This window comes from Streptomyces hokutonensis (assembly GCF_042751305.1).
In the GTDB taxonomy this organism is placed as follows: domain Bacteria; phylum Actinomycetota; class Actinomycetes; order Streptomycetales; family Streptomycetaceae; genus Streptomyces; species Streptomyces hokutonensis_A.
In genome coordinates this window covers 150,089-170,884 of sequence record NZ_JBHYWD010000012.1, presented here as the reverse complement: position 1 = coordinate 170,884, position 20,796 = coordinate 150,089, and the positions used below count along the sequence as shown (strand labels likewise).

Here is a 20,796-nt window from a genome sequence, read left to right as displayed (position 1 = left end):
GCCCACCGGTCCTCACCGGTGGGCGGCCCGCCCGACATTCACCCTCGCGGAGCTGTCACTGCCGCGGGGCGGTCAGCACTTGCCCTTGCACGGCTCCCCCCGCTTGTTGGCGATCCGCACGACCAGCCCGTCGCCGTCGACGCCGTTCTTCAGGGTGAGGTGGTACGGCCCGGTGACCGGGTCCTTCGGCAGGACGTAACCCTCGGGAACGTCCTTCTCCACGAGGTAGTACGTGCCGATCGCCAGGTGGTCGAAGGAGCACCTGCCGTTCCCGCCGGAGACGCAGTCGTCCACCAGGGTGTCCCTCGTGCCGCCGCCGCGCTGCAGACCGGGCGTCCCGTTGGAGTCGCGCCACAGCTGGAACACCGCGCCGTGCAGCGGCCGGTGGGTCTTCGCGTCGGTCTTGAGGACGGTCAGTTCCAGTTCCCGGACCAGACCCGCGTCGAGGGTCAGGTCCTGGCGGTGGCCCGGGCCGAGGGTGACGACCGGGGAACACCCGGTCGCCGGGTCGACGACGGAGTCGTCACCGACCCGGCCCGCGTCCTGCCTGGTCCACAGATATCCGCCGGGCCGGACGAAGCACACCTTGTAGGCGCCGTCGGCGAGCTTGTCGAAGAGGTACTTGCCGTCGGTGCCCGTGGTCGTGGTGCCGATGACCTTGTTCGTCGACGGGTCGACCAGGTGGACGGTGATGCCGGGTGCCGGCTTCTCGCCCTTGTCCTGGATGCCGTCGCCGTTCTCGTCGTACCAGACGTAGTCACCCAGCTTGTTGACCGGGCCGACGATGCCCGCGTCCACGGCGTGGTCGACGTGGCCGGGGTCGCCGACGACCACGGTGGTCCGGCCCGCCGGGTCGACGTCCGAGTCGATCGCGGTGTCCGAACCGGCCCTCCGGGTCGTCCACTTGAGCTGGGCGAGGGTCGGGGAGCCGGGCAGGGCCGACGGGTTGATGTGGCTGTAGTCGAAGGCGGCGGTGTACGAGGTGTCGGGCTCGAGGCCTTCCTTCGTACCGATGTAGTACTCGCCGTTGGCGTCGGTGGTGGCCGTCAGCGTCTTGCCGCCCGCGTCGGTCAGGGTGACCACGACGCCGGCGACCGGCGGCTCGGACGGGTCCTGGATGCCGTCGCCGTCGGAGTCGTACCAGACCCGGTTGCCGATCTGGACGGGCGCCTGGTCACAGACCAGTTCCAGGTCGGCGAGGCCGTTGGCCTTGCCGAACAGGTTGGCACGGGTGGCGGCCGAGTTGTCCCAAGTGCTCTGGATCAGAAGGTCGCCCGCGGTGACGCCGGTCTCGGAGCCCCAGCGGCGCGCGCCCTGCTGATAAGCGTCGTACGGGTCGTAGGCCGTGCTCCACAGCTTCTTGCGGTAGGGCTGCAGGACCGTGCCGCCCTCGGTGATCTGGTCGTGCTGGGCGTCCGACAGGACCGTGAGGTCGTCATAGAACTCGCCGTTGCCCGGGCCCAGCTTGTTGCCGGGCAGTGCGCCGGTGAGCGAACCGCAGACGGCGTTGTTCTCCAGCGCCTGACTCGTACCGGACCTGCACACGCGCAGGGCGTCGCCCGCGGCGATGCCGGTGAGGAGGGCGCTGCCGTCGGCGGCGCCATGGGCGTAGGTCGCGGTGCCCTGCATGTCGCCGAAGCGGTCGCGGAAGCCCAGGACCAGGTCGCCGTTGTCGGCGATCTCGATGTTGGCCAGGATCGGCTGCGGCGCACTGACGAAGGAGTGCGACTCACGGTCGGGCACCCGCTCGTTCCAGGCCTCCCACCGGGCGCTCATCACCTGGCCGACGGTGGTGGTGTCTGTGCAGCGGTAGGCGGTGGCCGGGTTGCCCGTGAAGCGGTAGGCGCAGCCGCGCGGGTAGTTCATCGCCGTGCTGAACAGTTCGGCGAACGACCCGTTCTTGAACTCGTAGACGTGTGAGGTGACTTGGGACGGGTCACCCCATGGAACGGCCGTGGTCGTGGTCGTCTCCGCGCCGCACACCCCGCCGACGAGCACACGCTTGCCGCGCACGCCGATGCCGTAGGGGTGCCATTCGCCGACGCAGGACGACGGCTTCGGGACGGCGTACGAGGTCTGGGTGCCGGCGGTGACGGAGTCTCCGGTGCCCTGGATGGGCACGGAGTACAGCTTGGCGTCGTTGAGATCGACGGCGTAGAGCGTCTTCCCGTCGCCGGAGACGTCCACGTCGCCGATTCCCTCGCGGCCGACCTTGCCGTACACCGCGTCGTCGTGCAGCCAGTTGCCGGTGGTGTCGTGCGCGGTGAGCGTGCCCGGCAGGGTGGCGAAGGTGGTCACCGTCTTGCTGGTGTCGTTGTAACGGTAGATCGCGTTGACCGCGCCCGCGGGCCCGTAGGCGGTGTGCCGCTTGACCAGCGTGCCCATGTACTTGTTGCCGGTGCGGTCGGCCCCGATGCCGAAGACCGCCTGCTGCTGGGTGTTGCCGGTCAGCTGGGTGACCGTGCCGCCGGGGGACGTGTTGGAGAAGTCCCCGGCGAAGGACACCAGGCCCTTGTAGCCGGTCGCGTCGCCCTTGGCGAGGTTGCAGGTGACGAGGGTGGGGTTCTCCTGGCAGTACACGCCGGGCTCCCAGAACCCGGTGGTGTACGTGGCGTCCTTGCCGCCGGTGACGTCGACGAAGCCGACGTTGCTGCGGATGACGTCGGCGCCGGTGCCGAGGCCCGCGACGGCCTCGGACAGGGTGCCGGGGTCGGGGTTGGCGACCTGGACGCGGTACTTGCCGCCGGTGAGGGCGGAGGACGCCGGGGTGAGGACGGCGGTGCCGTCGTCACCGGTCGTGGCGGTCAGGACGGTGCCCGCGTCGTCCGTGAGCGTGACCTTGGCTCCGGCCAGGCCGGGTTCCAGGACGCTGTCGTACTTGCCGTCGGCGTTCACCTCGGTGACGACCCGCACGGTCACCTTGCCGTCACCGCTTCCGGCGGCCCGCACGACGGCGGCGGACGCGAGCCCGCTCGCTCCGCCGGCCGATGTGCCCGCCGCCAACAGGGCCAGGCTGAGCACGCCCAGCCCGGTCACTCTCCAGTCCGTGTGCAGCACTCTTTCCTCGTCTCGTACGACCGGCCCCCACCGATACATGTATAGAAGAGGTAAAGATGTACTAATCGGACCATTAGGGGTAATGGGCTGTCAGATCACTACGTACCACCGGATTCCAGTGCGTGGGAGGCGTGTCCCGTTACTCCGCCTGAAGCACCAGCAGCGCCATGTCGTCCTCCGGCGGCCGCCCCCCGAACTCGTGCACCAACCGCTTGATCCGCTCCGCGATCAACTCGGCGCTCAGCCCCGCACACCCGACGAGCGCGGCCGCCAGGCCGTCGCCGTCGTCGAACTGGACGGAGCCGGAGCGGCGCTCGGTCACTCCGTCCGTGACGCACAACAGGCTGTCGCCGGGGCGGAGTTCGAAGGTCTCGCTGGTGTAGGTGACGTCCTCGATGACACCGAGGAGGGTCTGCGGGCGGGCGGCCGTGGCGACGGTGCCGTCCGGGCCGAGGAGCAGGGGGAGCGGGTGTCCGGCGGAAGCCAGGGTGCAGCGGACGCCGCCGTCGAAGGGGATCAGCTCGCCGTAGAGGAGGGAGAGGAAGCGGGGGCCGTCGCCGACCGGGCCCGGCATGCCGCCCGCGGCGACCAGGGCGTGGGCCGCCGCGTCGGCCGCCTCCGTGGCGTCGTCGAGGAGGAGCTGGTTGAGGCGGTCGAGGACGTCGGCTACGCCGTAGCCCTCGCGGGCGAGGAGGCGGAGCCAGGGGCGGGCCAGGCCGATGACCACGGCGGCCTCGGGGCCCTTGCCCTGGACGTCGCCGAGGGCGAAGCACCAGCGGCCGTCGCCGGCCGGGAAGAGGTCGTAGAAGTCGCCGCTGGGGCCGCCCTTGTCGCAGGGTTCGTAGACGAGGGCGCTGTGCACGCCGGGGATCTCGGCGACGGCGCCGGGCAGCAGGCCGCGCTGGAGGACGCGGCTGATGGTGGCCTGGCGGGCGTACTGGCGGGCCGCGCCGATGGCGAGCGCGACCCGGCGGCTGAGGTCCTCGACCAGGCCGGTGACCTCGTCGGGGAAGCAGGGCAGCCCGGACCGTCCGATGACGAGCGTGCCGAGCGGGCGGCCGCCCGCGATCAGCCGGTACGCCAGCGCCGCGCCGTGCGTGCCGTGCGGGCCGAGGGCGTCGGCGGGCCAGGGGTAGGACACGGGCCGCAGCGAGTCCTGCGGGCGCGGCGGGTCCTTCTCCAGGGCGCCGCGCAGTTCCTCGATGCGGTTCTCGCTGCCGTGCCAGACGCGGGCGAGGCGCGGTCCGGCGCCGGCCCCGGCGTCCTCGCCCCAGCCGCCGCGTCCCATCGACTCGTCCTCCAGCCATACGGCGCACCAGTCGGCCAGTCTCGGCACGATCAGCTGTCCGGCGAGCGCGGCGACCAGGTCCTCGTCGAGCTGTCCGGCGAGGAGGTCGGAGGCCTCGGCGAGGAAGGAGAGGGCGCCGCGGCCGAGCCAGTCCCGGTCGCGTTCGGCGCGCTGGGGTTCGGGGGCGAGGATCTCGGCGACGCGCAGGCCGCGTTCAGCGCCGTATGCCTCCAACTCCTCGTCGACCGGGCTGCCTTCGGCGGGCAGTCGGGCCCACACGGTCTTGGTGCCGGTGCGGTAGGTGACGCCCCAGGCCTCGGCGAGCGTGGAGACGAGGCGCAGTCCGCGGCCGAACTCCGGTGTCTCGTGGATCTGTTCGGCGCTGTTGTCGCGCGGGGCGCGGGAGGGGTGGTGGTCGGCGACCTCCAGGACGACGGACTCCGTGTCCTCGAGACGGCAGATCAGCTCGACGTCCGTGCCGGCGTGCACGACGGCGTTGGTGACCAGTTCGCTGACGACGACCATCGCGTCGTCGGCGAACCGGTCGGTGAGGAACTCGGCGCCGGACAGGCCGAGTTCGGTCCACTCGAGGAACGCGGCACGCACCAGGCCGCGGGCGGAACCGGGCGCGAGGGGGCTTCCGGACAGCGTGGCGCGCATCGTCGTGCGCGGGTCCGCGCCGTGGTGCGCGGGCGCGTCGGGAGCACGCGAAGTGGTCTCCCGTTGCGTCGGAATAGCCCCCATGCACAGCTCCCCGAGCAGATCGGACGAATACGCCTCAGTCAATGGCGACAGAGTGACAGACTGGCCGCGCCCATAAGCGCCGAGTTACCGAAGTGGGCCGCCATGAGTGAGAACAGTGCTACGCGTGTGCTCGAAGACGGACACAAAGAGGACTGGATTCGAGCATCGGACCTCCGTCCCCTGCTCGCCGTGATGACGGCCGCCCGGGACGGCGACTTCACCAAGGCACCGGAGACGGGCTCCGGAATAGTGGCCGAGCTGACCGCCGCCTTCAATCAGATCATGGACCGCAGCACCCACTTCAACTCCGAGACGCAGCGCGTCAAACGGGAGCTGATCCGCCACGGCCGCCTCGACGAACGCCTCTCGGCCAGCCCCGGCCAGGGCGGCTGGACCTCCCGCGTCAACGACGTCAACCAGCTCCTCGACGCCCTGGTCGCCCCGGCCGCCAACGCGACCCGGGTCCTGGACGCGGTGGCGGGCGGCGATCTGACCCAGCGGGTCGATCTGCACGACGGCAGCAGGCAGTTGCGCGGTGATCTACGGCGCCTGGGCCGCACGGTGAACAAGATGGTGGACCAACTCTCCCTGTTCACCGGGGAGGTGACCCGGGTCGCCCGCGAGGTCGGCACCGAGGGAAGGCTCGGCGGGCGGGCCAAGGTGCAGGGCCTGTCGGGCAGTTGGCGCGATGTGACCGAGGCGGTCAACACGATGGCGTCCCGGCTGACCGCGCAGGTGCGGGACATCGCCCTCGTCACCACGGCGGTGGCGCGCGGCGACCTGACCCGTACGGTCACCGTCGAGGCGACCGGTGAGCTGCTCGAACTGAAGCTCACCGTGAACACGATGGTCGACCAGCTCTCCGCGTTCGCCGACGAAGTGACGCGCGTGGCCCGCGAGGTGGGCACCGAGGGCCAGTTGGGCGGGCGCGCGCAGGTGCGGGGCGTGTCCGGGGTCTGGAAGGACCTCACGGACAACGTCAACTTCATGGCGTCGAACCTGACTTCGCAGGTCCGGAACATCGCCCAGGTGACGACGGCTGTGGCGAACGGCGACCTTTCGCAGAAAATCACGGTCGACGCGCAGGGCGAGATCCTCGAACTCAAGTCGACCATCAACACCATGGTCGACCAGCTCTCCGCCTTCGCCGACGAAGTGACGCGCGTCGCCCGCGAGGTCGGCACCGAGGGCAACCTCGGCGGACGCGCCCAGGTGCGGGGCGTCTCCGGCGTCTGGAAGGACCTCACCGACAACGTCAACTTCATGGCGGACAACCTGACTTCACAGGTCAGGAACATCGCGCTGGTGTCGACGGCCGTGGCGCAGGGCGACCTCGGCAAGAAGATCACGGTGGAGGCGAAGGGCGAGATCCTGGAGCTGAAGTCGACCATCAACACGATGGTCGACCAGCTCTCCGCCTTCGCCGACGAGGTCACACGCGTGGCCCGCGAGGTCGGCACCGAGGGCAACCTCGGCGGGCAGGCCCAGGTGCGGGGCGTCAGCGGGGTGTGGAAGGACCTGACGGACAACGTCAACTTCATGGCCCTGAACCTGACTTCGCAGGTGCGGAACATCGCCCAGGTGACGACCGCCGTGGCCAACGGCGACCTGTCGAAGAAGATCACGGTCGACGCGCGCGGCGAGATCCTCGAACTCAAGGACACCGTCAACACGATGGTGGAGCAGCTGCGCGCCTTCGCCGACGAGGTCACGCGCGTCGCCCGCGAGGTCGGCACCGACGGCCGACTCGGCGGCCGGGCCCAGGTGTTGGGCGTCTCCGGTGTCTGGCGCGACCTGACCGACAACGTCAACTACATGGCGGACAACCTGACTTCGCAGGTGCGGAACATCGCGCAGGTCGCGACAGCCGTGGCGCAGGGCGACCTGTCGAAGAAGATCGACGTGGACGCGCGGGGCGAGATCCTGGAGCTGAAGACCACCATCAACACGATGGTCGACACCCTCTCCTCCTTCTCCTCCGAGGTCACCCGGGTCGCCCGCGAGGTCGGCTCCGAGGGCCAACTCGGCGGCCAGGCACGGGTGGAAGGCGTCTACGGCACCTGGAAGCGCCTGACGACCAACGTGAACGAACTCGCGCTGAACCTCACCACGCAGGTCCGCGCGATCGCCGAGGTGGCCTCCGCGGTGGCACAGGGCGACATGTCCCGCTCGATCACGGTGGAGACCCAGGGCGAGGTCACCGAGCTCAAGGACAACATCAACCTGATGGTGGCCAACCTCCGCGAGACGACCCGCGCGAAGGACTGGCTGGAGTCCAACCTGGCCCGTCTCGCGGCCCTGATGCAGGGGCACCGGGACCTGATGGAGGTCGCCGACCTGATCCTGCGCGAGCTGACCCCGCTGGTGAACGCGCAGTACGGGGCGTTCTTCCTGGCCGATCCCGACGAGGACAGCCTGCGAACGGCCATCCCCGCCAAGGGACTCGCGTTCATCGCCGGGTACGGGTCGGCACAGGGCGCGACCGTGGACACGGGCGGTATGCCGGTGCACGGCCTGGTGCGGCAGGCGGCCCGCGAGAAGAAGCGGATCCTGGTGGAGGAGGCCCCGCCGGACTACATCAAGATCAACAGCGGGCTCGGCGAAGCCGCTCCGGCGAGCGTGGTCATCATCCCGATCCTCTTCGAGGACAAGCTCCTCGGCGTCATCGAACTGGCCTCCTTCTCCCGGTTCTCCGACGTCCACCTCGCGTTCTTCGACCAGTTCGTGAACACGATCGGCGTCGCGATCAACACCATCATCGCCAACTCCCGCACGGAGTCCCTGCTCGGCGAGTCCCAGCGGCTCGCCATGCAGTTGCAGGAACGTTCGGACGAACTCCAGAAACAGCAGGCCGAGTTGCAGCGCTCCAACGCCGAACTGGAGGAGAAGGCAGCCCTGTTGGCCACCAGCTCCCAGTACAAGTCGGAGTTCCTGGCCAACATGAGCCACGAGCTGCGCACCCCGCTCAACTCGCTGCTGATCCTGGCCCGGCTGCTCTCCGACAACCCCGACGGTCATCTCTCCGACCAGGAAGTGCAGTTCGCGACCACCATCCACCGCTCCGGCTCCGACCTCCTCCAGCTCATCAACGACATCCTCGACCTGTCGAAGATCGAGGCCGGCCGGATGGACGTACGCCCCAAGCGGCTCCCCCTCATCAAGCTCCTCGACTACGTCCACGCCACGTTCCGCCCGCTCACCCTGGACCGGGGGCTCGCCTTCGAGGTGTCGGTCGGCGAGGACGTACCGCGCGAGATGTGGTCGGACGAGCAGCGGCTCCAGCAGATCCTGCGCAACCTGCTGTCCAACGCCATCAAGTTCACCGCCACCGGCCGGGTCGAACTCCGCGTCAACCGGGTCAAGGACCCCGACCACCGCTACTCCCACGACAGCGACGAGGTCATCGCGTTCGCCGTCTCCGACACCGGCATCGGGATCGCCGCCGAGAAACTCCCGGTGATCTTCGAGGCCTTCCAGCAGGCCGACGGCACGACCAACCGCAAGTACGGCGGTACGGGCCTCGGGTTGTCGATCAGCCGGGAGATCGCCGGGCTGCTCGGCGGCCGTATCGTCGCGGAGAGCGAGCCGGGCAGCGGCTCGACCTTCACGCTCTACGTCCCCGTCGTCAGCCCCGGCCACGCGGCGACCGGGCGGACCACCGAGGACCAGGAACTGCCCACGACGGCCGAGCAGTTGTCGGCCGAGCCGTTCACCGGGCACGAGGTGGACGACTCCTGGCCGACGCCCACCAAACTGGAGGCGTGGAAGGCCGGCCGGGCCGGTCAGGTGCTGCCGGGGCGGCGGGTGTTGATCGTGGACGACGACATCCGCAACGTCTTCGCGCTCACCCACGTCCTGGGCCGCGTCGGCATGCCGGTGCTCTACGCGGAGAACGGCCGCGAGGGCATCGAGACCCTGGAGCGCAATCCCGACGTCGAACTCGTGCTGATGGACATCATGATGCCGGAGATGGACGGCTACGAGACCATAGCCGCCATCCGCCGCGCCCCGCGCTGGACCGGACTGCCCATCGTCGCGCTCACCGCCAAGGCGATGCCGGGCGACCGGGAGAAGTCCATCGCCCGGGGCGCCAACGACTACGTGCCCAAGCCGGTGGACGTGGACCAGCTGCTGACCGTCGTCTGCGCCCTCCTGGACCCCGAGGCCGAGACCGACATCGCGGGAACCGATGCGGGTACAGGGGAGACGGCGATACCGCCGACGACTGAGTGAGGCCAGTCATCATGAGCGCTGAGGCAACGACCGACGAGCGCGCGAGCATCCTCCTGGTCGACGACATGGAGGACAACCTGCTCGCGCTGGAGGCCGTCCTGGGGTCCCTCAACGAGCCACTGGTACGCGCCCGTTCGGGCGAGGAGGCGATGAAGGCGCTGCTGCGGCAGCGCTTCGCCGTCGTCCTGCTGGACATCCGCATGCCGGGCATGGACGGGTTCGAGACCGCGGCCAACATCAAACGGCTCGACCAGACCAAGGACGTCCCGATCATCTTCCTGACCGGCAGCGACTCGGACGCGGGGTACGCGTTCCGCGGCTACGCCACGGGTGCCGCCGACTACTTGACCAAGCCGTTCGATCCGTGGGTGCTGCGGGCGAAGGTGACCGTCTTTCTCGAACTGCACCGGAAGAACCAGCTGTTGGAGCGGATGCTGGCCCGTGAGCAGGGGCAGTTCGACGAACTGGCCTCGCGGCTCAAGGAGATCGAGGCGCACATGGCTGCCAGCACGGTGGACGAGGTGCAGGAACTTCGGCACGAGGTGCGGGAGCTGGGGCAACTGGTGCGGGACATGCGCCGGGGGCAAGGACGTTGAGACCAGGCCCCCGGCACCACGGGCTCACGCCTCGCGCGACCCCGCGTACATGTCGTCGATCAGGTGCTTGTACTCCCGTTCCACCACCGGGCGCTTGAGCTTGAGGCTCGGGGTGATCTCGCCGTGTTCCACGTCGAGGTCGCGCGGGAGGAGGCGGAACTTCTTGATGGTCTGCCAGCGCTGGAGGCCCTCGTTGAGCTCCTTGACGTAGCCCTCGACCATGGCGACCGTCGCGGGGGCGGCGACGACCTCGGCGTAGGACTTGCCCGCGAGGCCGTTCTCCTTCGCCCAGTCCAGGATGGACGGTTCGTCGAGGGCGATGAGCGCGGTGCAGAAGTTACGGTCGGCGCCGTGCACCAGGATGTTGGAGACATACGGGCACACGGCCTTGAACTGGCCCTCGACCTCGCTGGGCGCGATGTACTTGCCGCCGGACGTCTTGATGAGGTCCTTCTTGCGGTCGGTGATGCGCAGATAGCCGTCCGGGGAAAGCTCGCCGATGTCGCCGGTGTGGAACCAGCCGTCCGCCTCCAGGACCTCGGCGGTCTTCTCGGGCAGCCCGTGGTAGCCCTCCATGATGCCGGGGCCGCGCAGCAGGATCTCGCCGTCGTCCGCGATCCGCACCTCCGTGCCGGGCAGCGGCTTGCCGACCGTGCCGGTGCGGTAGGCCTCGCCCGGGTTCACGAAGGAGGCCGCGGAGGACTCGGTCAGGCCGTAGCCCTCCAGGATGTGGATGCCGGCGCCGGCGAAGAAGTAGCCGATGTCGGGCGAGAGCGCGGCCGATCCGGAGACACACGCGCGCAGCTTGCCGCCGAAGGCCTCGCGGATCTTCGCGTAGACCAGCGCGTCGGCCACCTTGTGCTTGGCGGCGAGGCCGAAGGGCGCGGTGGCCGTGCCGGTGCGGCGGAAGTTGTCCTGGGTGACCTTCGCGTACTCGCGGGCGACCTCCGCCGCCCACTGGAAGATCCTGTACTTGGCCGCGCCGCCGGCCCGTGCCTTGGCCGCGACCCCGTTGTAGACCTTCTCGAAGATGCGCGGAACGGCCGCCATGTACGTCGGCTGCACGATCGGCAACTGCTCGATGATCTTCTCGGGGCGGCCGTCCACGGCGGTGACGTGCCCGATCTCGATATGCCCGGAGGTGAGCACCTTGCCGAAGACGTGCGCCAGCGGCAGCCACAGGTACTGGACGTCTTCGGGGCCGAGCAGCCCCGTCGCGGCGATGGCCTTCGCGAGGTAGGACCAGTTGTCGTGCGGGAGGCGGACGCCCTTGGGGCGGCCGGTGGTGCCGGAGGTGTAGATGATCGTCGCGAGCTGGTCCTTGGTGATGCCCGCGATCCGCTCCTTGACCAGATCCGGGTTCTTCTCCAGGTACGCGGCACCGCGCTGCTCCAGCTCGGCCAGGCTCAGCACCCAGTCGCCGGTCTCCGCGGTGTCGACGCCGGCCGGGTCGATGACCACGACATGCGTCAGCTCGGGCAGCTCGGCGCGCTTCTCCACGGCCTTGGCGAGCTGCGTCGCGTCCTCCGCGATCAGGACCTTGCTGCCGGAGTCGGCGAGGATGAACGTCGACTCGTCGGCGTTGGTCTGCGGATAGACGGTGGTCGTGGCGGCGCCGGCGCACATGATGCCCAGGTCGGCGAGGATCCACTCGATCCGGGTGGCGGAGGCGAGCGCCACGCGCTGCTCGGGCTGTACGCCCAGTTCGATCAGACCGGCCGCGATCGCGAAGACCCGCTCGGCGGCCTGCGCCCAGCTCAGCGACTTCCAGTCGTCGGGGCCCTCACCGGAGGCCGCGGGCACCGGGTGACGGTAGGCCTCGGTATCCGGCGTGGCCGCCACTCGCTCCAGGAAGAGGCCCGCGACGGACGGCGGACGGTTCTCGATCAGGGTCTGTGTGTCGCTCACGACATCCTCCGGGGGCCCGCGACGGTGCGGCTGGCTCAGTGCTACGGCTGTTGTTTAACTCGCGAGTAACTATCGAGCAGTGATCAGAGTAAGGCGCGACCGGCCGGTGCGTAAGGGGCGGCGGACTGTCGCTTCCTACAGAGCCAGGACGCGGGGCCCGCCGCGCCACAGCACGACGGGCCCCGGGGTCGCCTCGGTTTGCTCCGGAATTCCGATGTATGGGACCGCTACTTCTTGCCCTTGGCACCGCCACCGCTGTCGTCGCTCGACAGCACCGCGATGAACGCCTCCTGGGGAACCTCCACGGAACCCACCATCTTCATCCGCTTCTTGCCCTCCTTCTGCTTCTCCAGCAGCTTCCGCTTACGCGAGATGTCACCGCCGTAGCACTTGGCGAGGACGTCCTTGCGGATGGCGCGGATCGTCTCGCGGGCGATGACCCGGGAGCCGACGGCCGCCTGGATGGGCACCTCGAAGGCCTGCCGCGGGATCAGCTCCCGCAGCTTGGCGACCAGCCGCACGCCGTACGAGTACGCCGCGTCCTTGTGCGTGATCGCCGAGAAGGCGTCCACCTTGTCGCCGTGCAGCAGGATGTCGACCTTGACCAGGCTGGAGGCCACCTCGCCGGTGGGCTCGTAGTCCAGCGAGGCATAGCCGCGGGTCTTGGACTTCAACTGGTCGAAGAAGTCGAAGACGATCTCCGCGAGGGGCAGGGTGTAGCGGATCTCCACCCGGTCCTCGGAGAGGTAGTCCATGCCGAGCAGAGTGCCGCGCCGGGTCTGGCACAGCTCCATGATCGAACCGATGAACTCCGACGGCGCCAGGATCGTCGCGCGCACGACGGGCTCGTAGACCTTGTCGATCTTCCCCTCGGGGAACTCGCTCGGGTTGGTGACGACATGCTCGCTGCCGTCCTCCATCTCGACGCGGTACACCACGTTCGGCGCGGTCGCGATGAGGTCGAGCCCGAACTCGCGCTCCAGCCGCTCCCGGATCACGTCCAGGTGCAGCAGCCCGAGGAAGCCGACGCGGAAACCGAAGCCCAGCGCCGCCGAGGTCTCCGGCTCGTACACCAGCGCGGCGTCGTTGAGCTGGAGCTTGTCGAGGGCGTCGCGCAGCTCCGGGTAGTCGGACCCGTCCAGCGGATACAGCCCCGAGAAGACCATCGGCTTGGGGTCCTTGTAACCGCCGAGCGCCTCGGTCGCCCCCTTGTTCAGGGTGGTGATGGTGTCACCGACCTTGGACTGCCGGACATCCTTCACACCCGTGATCAGATAGCCGACCTCGCCGACCCCGAGCCCGTCGGCCCCGAGCATCTCCGGCGAGTTCGTCCCGATCTCCAGCAGCTCGTGCGTGGCGTTCGTCGACATCATCCGGATCCGCTCACGCTTGTTGAGCTGTCCGTCGATGACCCTGATGTACGTCACGACACCGCGGTAGGAGTCGTAGACCGAGTCGAAGATCATGGCACGGGCGGGCGCGTCCGCGTTCCCGACCGGCGCCGGGACCTCTTTGACGACCTTGTTCAGCAGCGCGTCGACACCGAGTCCGGTCTTGGCGGACACCCGCAGCACGTCGTCGGGGTCACACCCGACCAGGTTCGCCAGCTCCTCCGCGAACTTCTCCGGCTGCGCGGCCGGCAGGTCGATCTTGTTCAGTACGGGGATGATCGTGAGGTCGTTCTCCATCGCCAGGTAGAGGTTGGCGAGGGTCTGGGCCTCGATGCCCTGGGCGGCGTCCACCAGCAGCACGGTGCCCTCGCAGGCGGCGAGCGACCGCGAGACCTCGTACGTGAAGTCGACGTGTCCCGGTGTGTCGATCATGTTGAGGATGTGGGTGGTGCCCTCGTCGCCCCCGTCGGTGGGGGCCCACGGCAGACGCACCGCCTGGGACTTGATCGTGATGCCGCGCTCGCGCTCGATGTCCATGCGGTCGAGGTACTGAGCACGCATCTGCCGCTGGTCGACCACTCCGGTCAGCTGGAGCATCCGGTCGGCGAGCGTGGACTTGCCGTGGTCGATGTGCGCGATGATGCAGAAATTGCGGATCAGCGCCGGGTCGGTACGGCTCGGCTCGGGCACATGGCTGGGGATCGCGGGCACGCAGGGTCCTGATTCTTGAGGCGTCCGCAGTGTCTGCGGTCTCGGGTCGGATCGATACGTAGGCTCCATGGTCCCACGCGTGGGAGGTGCGGTCCGGTTTGGGCCGGTGCGAGACGGTAACGGATCGGGCCGTGGTAGCCGGTTTGGGTGGGTCGGCGGGCTGCTGGTAGCCTGGGTGGCTGTGTCTCCTGCCCTCTCTTGCACAAATTCGGGCACGAGGCACACCCCAAGAAAAATCATCGGCCCGGGACCCGTGCGGCCCCGTGCCAGAACCTGCAAAGGCTCATTCGTGGCGAACATCAAGTCCCAGATCAAGCGGATCAAGACCAACGAGAAGGCTCGGCTGCGCAACAAGGCCGTCAAGTCCTCCCTGAAGACCGCGATCCGCAAGGCCCGCGAGGCCGCTGCCGCGGGTGACGTCGAGAAGGCCACCGAGTACCAGCGCGCTGCCGCGCGTCAGCTCGACAAGGCCGTCTCGAAGGGCGTCATCCACAGGAACCAGGCCGCCAACAAGAAGTCGGCGCTTGCTTCCAAGGTCACCGCGCTCAAGGGCTGATCCTTCCGCACTTGCCTCGGCCCGCGCTCGCGCGGACCGGACCAGTAGCAATCCGCCGTGAGGACAACGTCGAGCCCTCTACCTCGATTCACGGACAGACATCGTGGTCGCCACGCCACGTACAGTGCCCCCGGACCCACTTCGGGGGCATTGCTGTATCCGCCCACAGGTATCGGCCTCCGGGTGTCGGCCGGGGGGCGGGCGGGAGTCTGCTACGACTGTCCCCGCGACCGCGCCGCCCGGGCGATCGTGACGACCGCCTTCTCCAACGCGTACTCCGGATCGTCCCCACCGCCCTTCACTCCCGCGTCCGCCTCGGCCACCGCCCGCAGCGCGACGGAGACCGCGTCCGGTGTCCAGCCCCGCATCTGCTGCCGCACCCGGTCGATCTTCCACGGCGGCATCCCCAGCTCACGCGCCAGATCCGCCGGCCGCCCGCCCCGCGCGGACGACAGCTTCCCGATCGCCCGCACCCCCTGCGCCAACGCGCTGGTGATCAGCACCGGCGCCACTCCGGTGGACAGCGACCACCGCAGCGCCTCCAGCGCCTCCGCCGCCCGCCCCTCCACGGCCCGGTCCGCGACCGTGAAGCTCGACGCCTCGGCCCGCCCCGTGTAGTACCGCCCGACGACCGCCTCGTCGATGGTCCCCTCGACGTCGGCGACCAACTGGGAGACAGCGGACGCCAGCTCCCGCAGATCGCTGCCGATGGAGTCGACGAGCGCCTGGCAGGCCTCCGGCGTCGCCGATCTCCCGGTCGCCCGGAACTCGCTCCGCACGAAGGCCAGCCGGTCCGCCGGCTTCGTCATCTTGGGACAGGCCACCTCCCGCGCACCCGCCTTGCGCGCGGCATCGAGCAGCCCCTTGCCCTTGACCCCGCCCGCGTGCAGCAGCACCAGGGTGATCTCCTCGGCGGGCGCCCCGAGATACCCCTTCACGTCCTTGATCGTGTCGGCGGACAGATCCTGCGCGTTGCGTACGACCACGACCTTGCGCTCCGCGAAGAGCGACGGGCTGGTCAACTCGGCGAGGGTGCCGGGCTGCAGCTGGTCCGAGGTCAGGTCACGTACGTCCGTGTCGGCGTCGGCGGCCCTGGCGGCGGCCACCACCTCCTGCACGGCACGGTCGAGCAGGAGGTCCTCCTGGCCCACGGCAAGCGTCACCGGGGCGAGAGGGTCGTCATTCGCAGTCTTCTTGGCCATCTCGTAAAGCATCGCACGCGGCACTGACAACGGGGGGTGGGTGCGGGCGGGTGCCGTCGGCCCGTGGGTGAGCTCGTCGCTGTTACGGCTCCTGGCTGTTACGGCTCTTTGCTTGTTACGGCTCCTCGCGCCAGCCGTCCCACTCCCCCGCGAACGCGTCCAGCTCACTGGGGTCGAGCCGTCCGCGCTCGTCCCGCAGCACGAGCAGCCACTGCGCGTCCTCGGCGTCGTCCTCGCCGGCCAGCGCGTCCCGCACCAACTGCGGTTCCTCGTCGAGGGCGAACCGCTCCCCGAGCGCCTCCGCCGCCTCCTCGGCCGCGTCACGGTCGGGCAGCACCAGCACATGTCTCACATCGCTCACGAGGACATGTTCCGGTACGACAACCCCCTCACGCGAACTCACGCACCGTCGGCACCGACCCCAGCTCGATCCCGAACCGCTCCCGATACACCGCCAACACCTCCTCGTCCGTTGCCAGTTCACGCACGTCCCGGGTCCCGTCCGCCCCCGTCACCGTCAGACCCCGACCACTGAGCGTGATCCTCCCGCCGTCCTCCGTGAGCCGCGAGCACACCAGTGACCGGGTGAAGTGCGACACGGGCGACGTGCTGTGCCACCACGCCCCGGCCACGAAGTCACCGAGCACCCGGGGCCGCACCTCCAGCCGGTACTCGGGCTTTCCGTTCCGGACCACGTCCAGGTCCGTCTCCGCCACGTCCCCGTCACCGGCTGACGCGGCGATCCTGAACTCGCCGCCGGGGTCCGCCTGTTCACCCCGTTCCTCGAAGGCGAGGGGATAGTGGCTGTGCGTCCCGAACCCCACGTCGGCCAGCCACACACTCCCGTCCACCGTCCGCACCCGCAGCGCGAGATGGTCGTACGGGATTCCCAGGCGCCCGCCGTCCCCGTACACCCGCGCCGACAGCAGCGCGACCTCGAACCCCAGCGCGGCGAGCAACGCGCCGAACAGTCCGTTCAGTTCGTAGCAGAACCCGCCTCTGCCCGCGCCCACGACCTTGTCCAGCAGCGGCTTCTCATCCAGCACGATCTCCTCTCCCAGATGGACCGACAGATTCTCGAAGGGCACGGTCTGCAGATGGCGCAGATGCAGCTCGCGCAGAACATCGGCGGTGGGCAGCGCCGGGCGCGGAACTCCCAGCCGGCGGAGGTAGGCATCGACCTGTGCGGGATTCATGCCTCCAGTCTCACGCCGACGGCGGTTCGGCGCCTGTGCCGCTGGGTTCGATACCGGGGAGGGGGCCCCTCCCCCCTCCCCCTCCCTCCCCGCCCCCTCCGCCCCGCCTCCCTCAGTCCCGCGTCACCCGCAGCCCGGCCCCCTCGCCGCCCACCGCCAGGGCTCCGTCCCGGTCCGTCCGCAGGACCACCGCGCCCATCGCGCGGAGCGCCGCGACCGTGCTGGGGGCCGGGTGTCCATAGGGGTTGTCCGCACCGCAAGAGATCAGCGCCAGCCGTGGGGCAACCCTGTGCATCAGGTCCGGGTCCTGGTAGGCCGAACCGTGGTGGGCGACCTTGAGGACGTCCACGCCTCCCAGCAGCGCCGCCGCCGGTGACCTCAACAGCTCCTGCTGGGCCGGGGGTTCGAGGTCCCCGAGCAGCAGTAGTCGCAGTCCGGCGGTCCGGACGAGCAGCGTGACACTCGCGTCGTTCGGGCCGTCCTGGTCCGGTGCCGGTTCCGGTGGCGGCCACAGCACCTGCCAGGAGAGCGGACCGGCGTGTCGCTGTTCCCCGGCGACGGCCCGGGTGATCGGGATGTGCCGTTCCTCCGCCGCTCTCCGTACGAACTCAACCTGGTCCGCGGGCTCTTCGAAGGATGTCGTCTCGATCGCGCCCACCGAGCGGCCCCGCAGCACTCCGGGCAGTCCGGCGACGTGGTCGGCGTGGAAGTGGGTCAGGACGACCAGCGGAATCCTGGTGATGCCGAGCGTGCGCAGACACTGGTCGACCAGCTTCGGATCAGGTCCCGCGTCCACGACCACGCCGGTGCCCTTGCCCGCCGCGAGCACCGTCGCGTCGCCCTGTCCGACGTCGCACATCGCGAACCGCCAGTCCGGCGGCGGCCATCCCGTGATCACCCGGGTGAGCGGCGCCGGCTCGACCACGACCAGCAGGAGCAGCAACCCGCAGACACCGCACAGCCACGGATGCCTCAGCAGCCGTCTCCCGAGCAGCACGAGGACCGCGACGGCTACGGCGAGCAGCAGCGCGCCCGTCCAACTGCCCGGCCAGTCCACTCCCCCACCGGGGAGCGCCGCGCCGGTCCTGGCCACGTCCGCGATCCACCCGGCGGGCCAACTCGCGCCCCACGCAAGGACCTTGGCCACCGGCATCAGTACCGGTGCCGTCGCCAGCGCCGCGAAGCCCAGCACCGTGGCCGGTGCGACGGCGAGTTCAGCGAGCAGGTTGCACGGCACCGCCACCAGACTGACCCGCGCCGACAGCACGGCCACGACCGGAGCGCACAGTGCCTGCGCGGCGGCAGCGGCGGCCAACGCCTCGGCCAGCCGCGGGGGAACCCGGTGCCGCCGCAGCGTCTCGCACCAGCGTGGCGCGAGCGTGAGCAGGGCTCCGGTGGCCAGTACGGAGAGCAGGAAACCGTAACTGCGGGCCAGCCACGGGTCGTACAGCACCAGGAGCAGTACGGCCGTCGCCAGCGCCGGGATCAGTGATCTACGGCGTCCGGTCGCCAGGGCGAGCAGTGCGACGGCACCGCAGGCAGCGGCCCGCAGCACGCTCGGGTCGGGCCGGCACACGACGACGAACCCGAGTGTGAGTACCCCGCCGAGCAGTGCGGTCGCCCGGAGCGAGATCCCCAGGCGGGGTGCCAGGCCTCGGCGTTCGACGAGTTGGGCGAGGCCGGGCGGTCCGATGAGGAGGGCGAGCAGGATGGTCAGGTTGCTTCCGGAGACGGCGAGGGTGTGCGCGAGGTCCGTCTCCTTGAAAGCCTCGTCCAACTCGGGTGTGATGCGCGCGGTGTCGCCGACGACCAAGCCCGGCAGCAGCGCCCGCGCGTCCGCCGGCAACCCGTCGGTTGCCTCACGCAGCCCGGCCCGCAACCGCCCCGCGAACCGCTGGGCTCCGGACGGCTTCCCCACCACCTCCGGCACCGGCTGGGTCCGCACCCGCAGCACGGCCGCGACCCGGTCCCCACTGGTCAGAGAGGGCGCCAGCCGCGCGGTCACCCTGACCCGCGTGGACGGCAGCAGCCCCAGCCAGGGCGAATGCTCCGGGCCGGCAGCGCTCTCAACACCCCGGGCGCCTTGAGCGGATGAGCCCGGATCGACGATCAACAGGACCGGCGCCCGTGTCTCCACGACCGTCCCGTCCGTCTGCTCCACCCGTCGTACCTCGGCCTCGATCAGGACGGAGACCGGAGCCGCGTGATCCCCGCTGATCCGGGGCCGGGTCAACCGTGGATCGGAACCGACCTCCACCTCCGCGGTCACGGACGCGTACTGCCGCGCCAGCTCGGGCACCGGCCCACGGCGCAGATCCGCCCCGTGCAACCCGGCGGAGGCGGCCGCTGCCGCGATGGAGAGAAGCAGGGCGGCGATCGAGGCACGGGGCCAGGAGGAGAAAGCACGGCTGCCGCCCACCCCGCCTCGCCGTCGCGCCAGCAGAAGCGCGAGACCCGCCACCAGGGCGGCGACCGCGAGACCGGTGACCCGGGCCGGTGACGCGTCCAGCGCCAGCGCGGCTGTCGCCCAGGCGGCGAGCGCGGGTGGTACGAGCCGTAGGTCTGTCGGGCCTTCCTGGTGGGGGTGCGCGGCACCCCGCCGGTTCACGGAGGAGGCATGCACGGCACGGCGGGACGAGTCGTCACGGACGTGGGTCATGGCCGTACCAGATCCCGCAGATCGGCGAAGCGGCGGTCGCCGATGCCATTGACCTGGCGCAGTTCGTCCACCGAGCGGAAACCGCCGTGCTGAGTGCGGTAGTCGATGATGTGCTGGGCCAGGACGGGACCCACCCCCGGCAGGGTGTTGAGCTGGTCGGCAGTGGCGGTGTTGAGGGAGACCGGAGCACCTGCAGCGGCCCCCGCACCGGTGCCCGTAGAACCCGCCGCACCGCTCGCACCAGGCACCGCAGCGGGCGCCGGCCCCCCGACGACGATCTGCTCCCCGTCGACAAGGAACCGAGCGAGGTTGAGCCCCTCGGTGTTCGTGCCCGAGCGCACCCCACCGGCGGCTCGTAGCGCATCCGTCACCCGCGAACCGGCCGGGAGCCGATGAACCCCGGGTTTACGGACCTTGCCGCTGACATCCACGACGATCTCGCCACCGACGGCGCCGGCCGCACTCGATACGCCCCGCGTCCCGGCCGACGTCCGCGACTCGGCCCTTTTGCCCGTAGTGCCGCCCCCTTCATCGCCCCCTGTCCCGTAAGGAGCCACCGCCCGAACCACCTCCGGGGCCCGTACGGGCTGGGTCCGGCCCACCCAGAAGTGCTGTACGGCGAAGACCGCGGCCACCACGAACAGCACACCGAGCGCGACCACGCTCCGCCGCTCCAGCCCGCACCGCGTCTGCACCCACACCGGCATCCGCTCCCGCAGAGCCGACCGGGCCCGCTCACGCCAAGCCCCTACGTCTGCCGCGCGGCCGTCTCCGACACCGGCCTCCGCTGCACCGCCGAAGTCTCCGACGTCTCCGGCCCTCGCGGTCCCCTCAGGCACCGAGGACCCCGCTGACACGGAGGGCGCCTCCTCGCCCCCTCCGCCGTACCGGACATCAGATGCCGGCCCAACACCCACCGGCGCTCCCATCCGGTCCGACGCCCGGACCGGCGGGGCCGCCACCCACTCCCCCGGCGGCCCGTTCCCCAACTCCCGCCGTTCCCCTACTCGTTCGGCTACTCGTTCGGCGAAGAGGAGTTCCGCGCGTCGGCGGAGTTCGTCCGCCGAAGCCTGGCGGTGGGCCCGGCCTCGGGTCGGTGCGCGGCGATGGCGGGTGCGGCCGTCCGAGGACGGGGCGCGGCCCGGGCCGCTGGTCGCGGTCGCTGTGTGTGAGCGTGATCGAAGTGCCATGCGCCGAGGATCGGGCATCTCGCCACTTCGCGATGATCTTGGTCAATTCTCGGGGAAACTCGCCC

General features: G+C 70.1%; 12 protein-coding genes. 3 read left to right on the top strand and 9 right to left on the bottom strand.

Annotated elements, in window-relative coordinates:
* Window positions 1-72: 72 nt before the first annotated feature.
* Entirely contained in the window at window positions 73-3,057 is a 2,985-nt protein-coding gene (locus ACFXC1_RS29955) for an SdrD B-like domain-containing protein (protein WP_381248125.1), read from the bottom strand.
* Window positions 3,058-3,196: 139 nt separating this feature from the next.
* Entirely contained in the window at window positions 3,197-5,089 is a 1,893-nt protein-coding gene (locus tag ACFXC1_RS29950; RefSeq protein ID WP_381248122.1) for a SpoIIE family protein phosphatase, read from the bottom strand.
* A 102-nt stretch (window positions 5,090-5,191) separates the two neighbouring features.
* On the opposite strand from ACFXC1_RS29950, the gene ACFXC1_RS29945 reads away from it, so the two are divergent.
* Together ACFXC1_RS29945 and ACFXC1_RS29940 are read left to right on the top strand one after the other, a co-directional pair.
* Window positions 5,192-9,322: a HAMP domain-containing protein gene (locus ACFXC1_RS29945; RefSeq protein WP_381248120.1), complete on the top strand. Its 4,131-nt coding sequence runs from the start codon at window positions 5,192-5,194 to the stop codon at window positions 9,320-9,322.
* Between the two features lie 11 nt (window positions 9,323-9,333).
* Window positions 9,334-9,918: a response regulator gene (locus ACFXC1_RS29940; RefSeq protein WP_381248118.1), complete on the top strand. Its 585-nt coding sequence runs from the start codon at window positions 9,334-9,336 to the stop codon at window positions 9,916-9,918.
* A gap of 24 nt (window positions 9,919-9,942) precedes the next feature.
* On the opposite strand, the gene ACFXC1_RS29935 is transcribed toward ACFXC1_RS29940, so the two are convergent.
* Together ACFXC1_RS29935 and lepA are read right to left on the bottom strand one after the other, a co-directional pair.
* Entirely contained in the window at window positions 9,943-11,826 is a 1,884-nt protein-coding gene (locus tag ACFXC1_RS29935) for an AMP-dependent synthetase/ligase (RefSeq protein ID WP_381248116.1), read from the bottom strand.
* A gap of 227 nt (window positions 11,827-12,053) precedes the next feature.
* Window positions 12,054-13,928, bottom strand: coding sequence for a translation elongation factor 4 (lepA, locus tag ACFXC1_RS29930; protein WP_381248113.1), 1,875 nt, complete (start codon window positions 13,926-13,928; stop codon window positions 12,054-12,056).
* Between the two features lie 289 nt (window positions 13,929-14,217).
* Between lepA and rpsT the strand changes: the two genes are divergently transcribed.
* Window positions 14,218-14,484 carry a 30S ribosomal protein S20 gene (rpsT, locus tag ACFXC1_RS29925; protein ID WP_381248110.1) on the top strand — a complete coding sequence of 89 codons (267 nt, stop codon included), beginning with the start codon at window positions 14,218-14,220 and terminating at the stop codon, window positions 14,482-14,484.
* 212 nt (window positions 14,485-14,696) lie between these two features.
* Here the strand turns inward: rpsT and holA are convergent, their stop codons facing one another.
* The 5 genes from holA to ACFXC1_RS29900 all read right to left on the bottom strand — a co-directional run bounded on the left by holA (window position 14,697) and on the right by ACFXC1_RS29900 (window position 20,731).
* Complete coding sequence (gene holA / locus ACFXC1_RS29920) at window positions 14,697-15,686, bottom strand: DNA polymerase III subunit delta (RefSeq protein WP_200812020.1); 990 nt, start codon at window positions 15,684-15,686, stop codon at window positions 14,697-14,699.
* Between the two features lie 115 nt (window positions 15,687-15,801).
* A complete protein-coding gene (locus tag ACFXC1_RS29915; RefSeq protein ID WP_381248107.1) occupies window positions 15,802-16,047 on the bottom strand; it encodes a hypothetical protein in 246 nt (81 codons plus the stop codon).
* 28 nt (window positions 16,048-16,075) lie between these two features.
* Entirely contained in the window at window positions 16,076-16,882 is an 807-nt protein-coding gene (locus ACFXC1_RS29910; protein ID WP_381248105.1) for an arylamine N-acetyltransferase family protein, read from the bottom strand.
* Between the two features lie 112 nt (window positions 16,883-16,994).
* Entirely contained in the window at window positions 16,995-19,541 is a 2,547-nt protein-coding gene (locus ACFXC1_RS29905) for a ComEC/Rec2 family competence protein (RefSeq protein ID WP_381248102.1), read from the bottom strand.
* The gene (locus ACFXC1_RS29900; protein WP_381248099.1) at window positions 19,538-20,731 is read right to left on the bottom strand and encodes a helix-hairpin-helix domain-containing protein; all 1,194 of its coding nucleotides are present in this window, start codon (window positions 20,729-20,731) and stop codon (window positions 19,538-19,540) included. The genes ACFXC1_RS29905 and ACFXC1_RS29900 overlap by 4 nt, the downstream gene beginning before the upstream one ends.
* Window positions 20,732-20,796: the final 65 nt, after the last annotated feature.

Coding starts and splice junctions, on each gene's coding strand:
- ACFXC1_RS29950 (WP_381248122.1), bottom strand. CDS start 5,089: ATGGGGGCTATTCCGACGCAACGGGAGACCACTTCGCGTGCTCCCGAC.
- ACFXC1_RS29945 (WP_381248120.1), top strand. CDS start 5,192: ATGAGTGAGAACAGTGCTACGCGTGTGCTCGAAGACGGACACAAAGAG.
- ACFXC1_RS29940 (WP_381248118.1), top strand. CDS start 9,334: ATGAGCGCTGAGGCAACGACCGACGAGCGCGCGAGCATCCTCCTGGTC.
- holA (WP_200812020.1), bottom strand. CDS start 15,686: ATGGCCAAGAAGACTGCGAATGACGACCCTCTCGCCCCGGTGACGCTT.
- ACFXC1_RS29910 (WP_381248105.1), bottom strand. CDS start 16,882: ATGAATCCCGCACAGGTCGATGCCTACCTCCGCCGGCTGGGAGTTCCG.
- ACFXC1_RS29905 (WP_381248102.1), bottom strand. CDS start 19,541: ATGACCCACGTCCGTGACGACTCGTCCCGCCGTGCCGTGCATGCCTCC.
- ACFXC1_RS29900 (WP_381248099.1), bottom strand. CDS start 20,731: ATGGCACTTCGATCACGCTCACACACAGCGACCGCGACCAGCGGCCCG.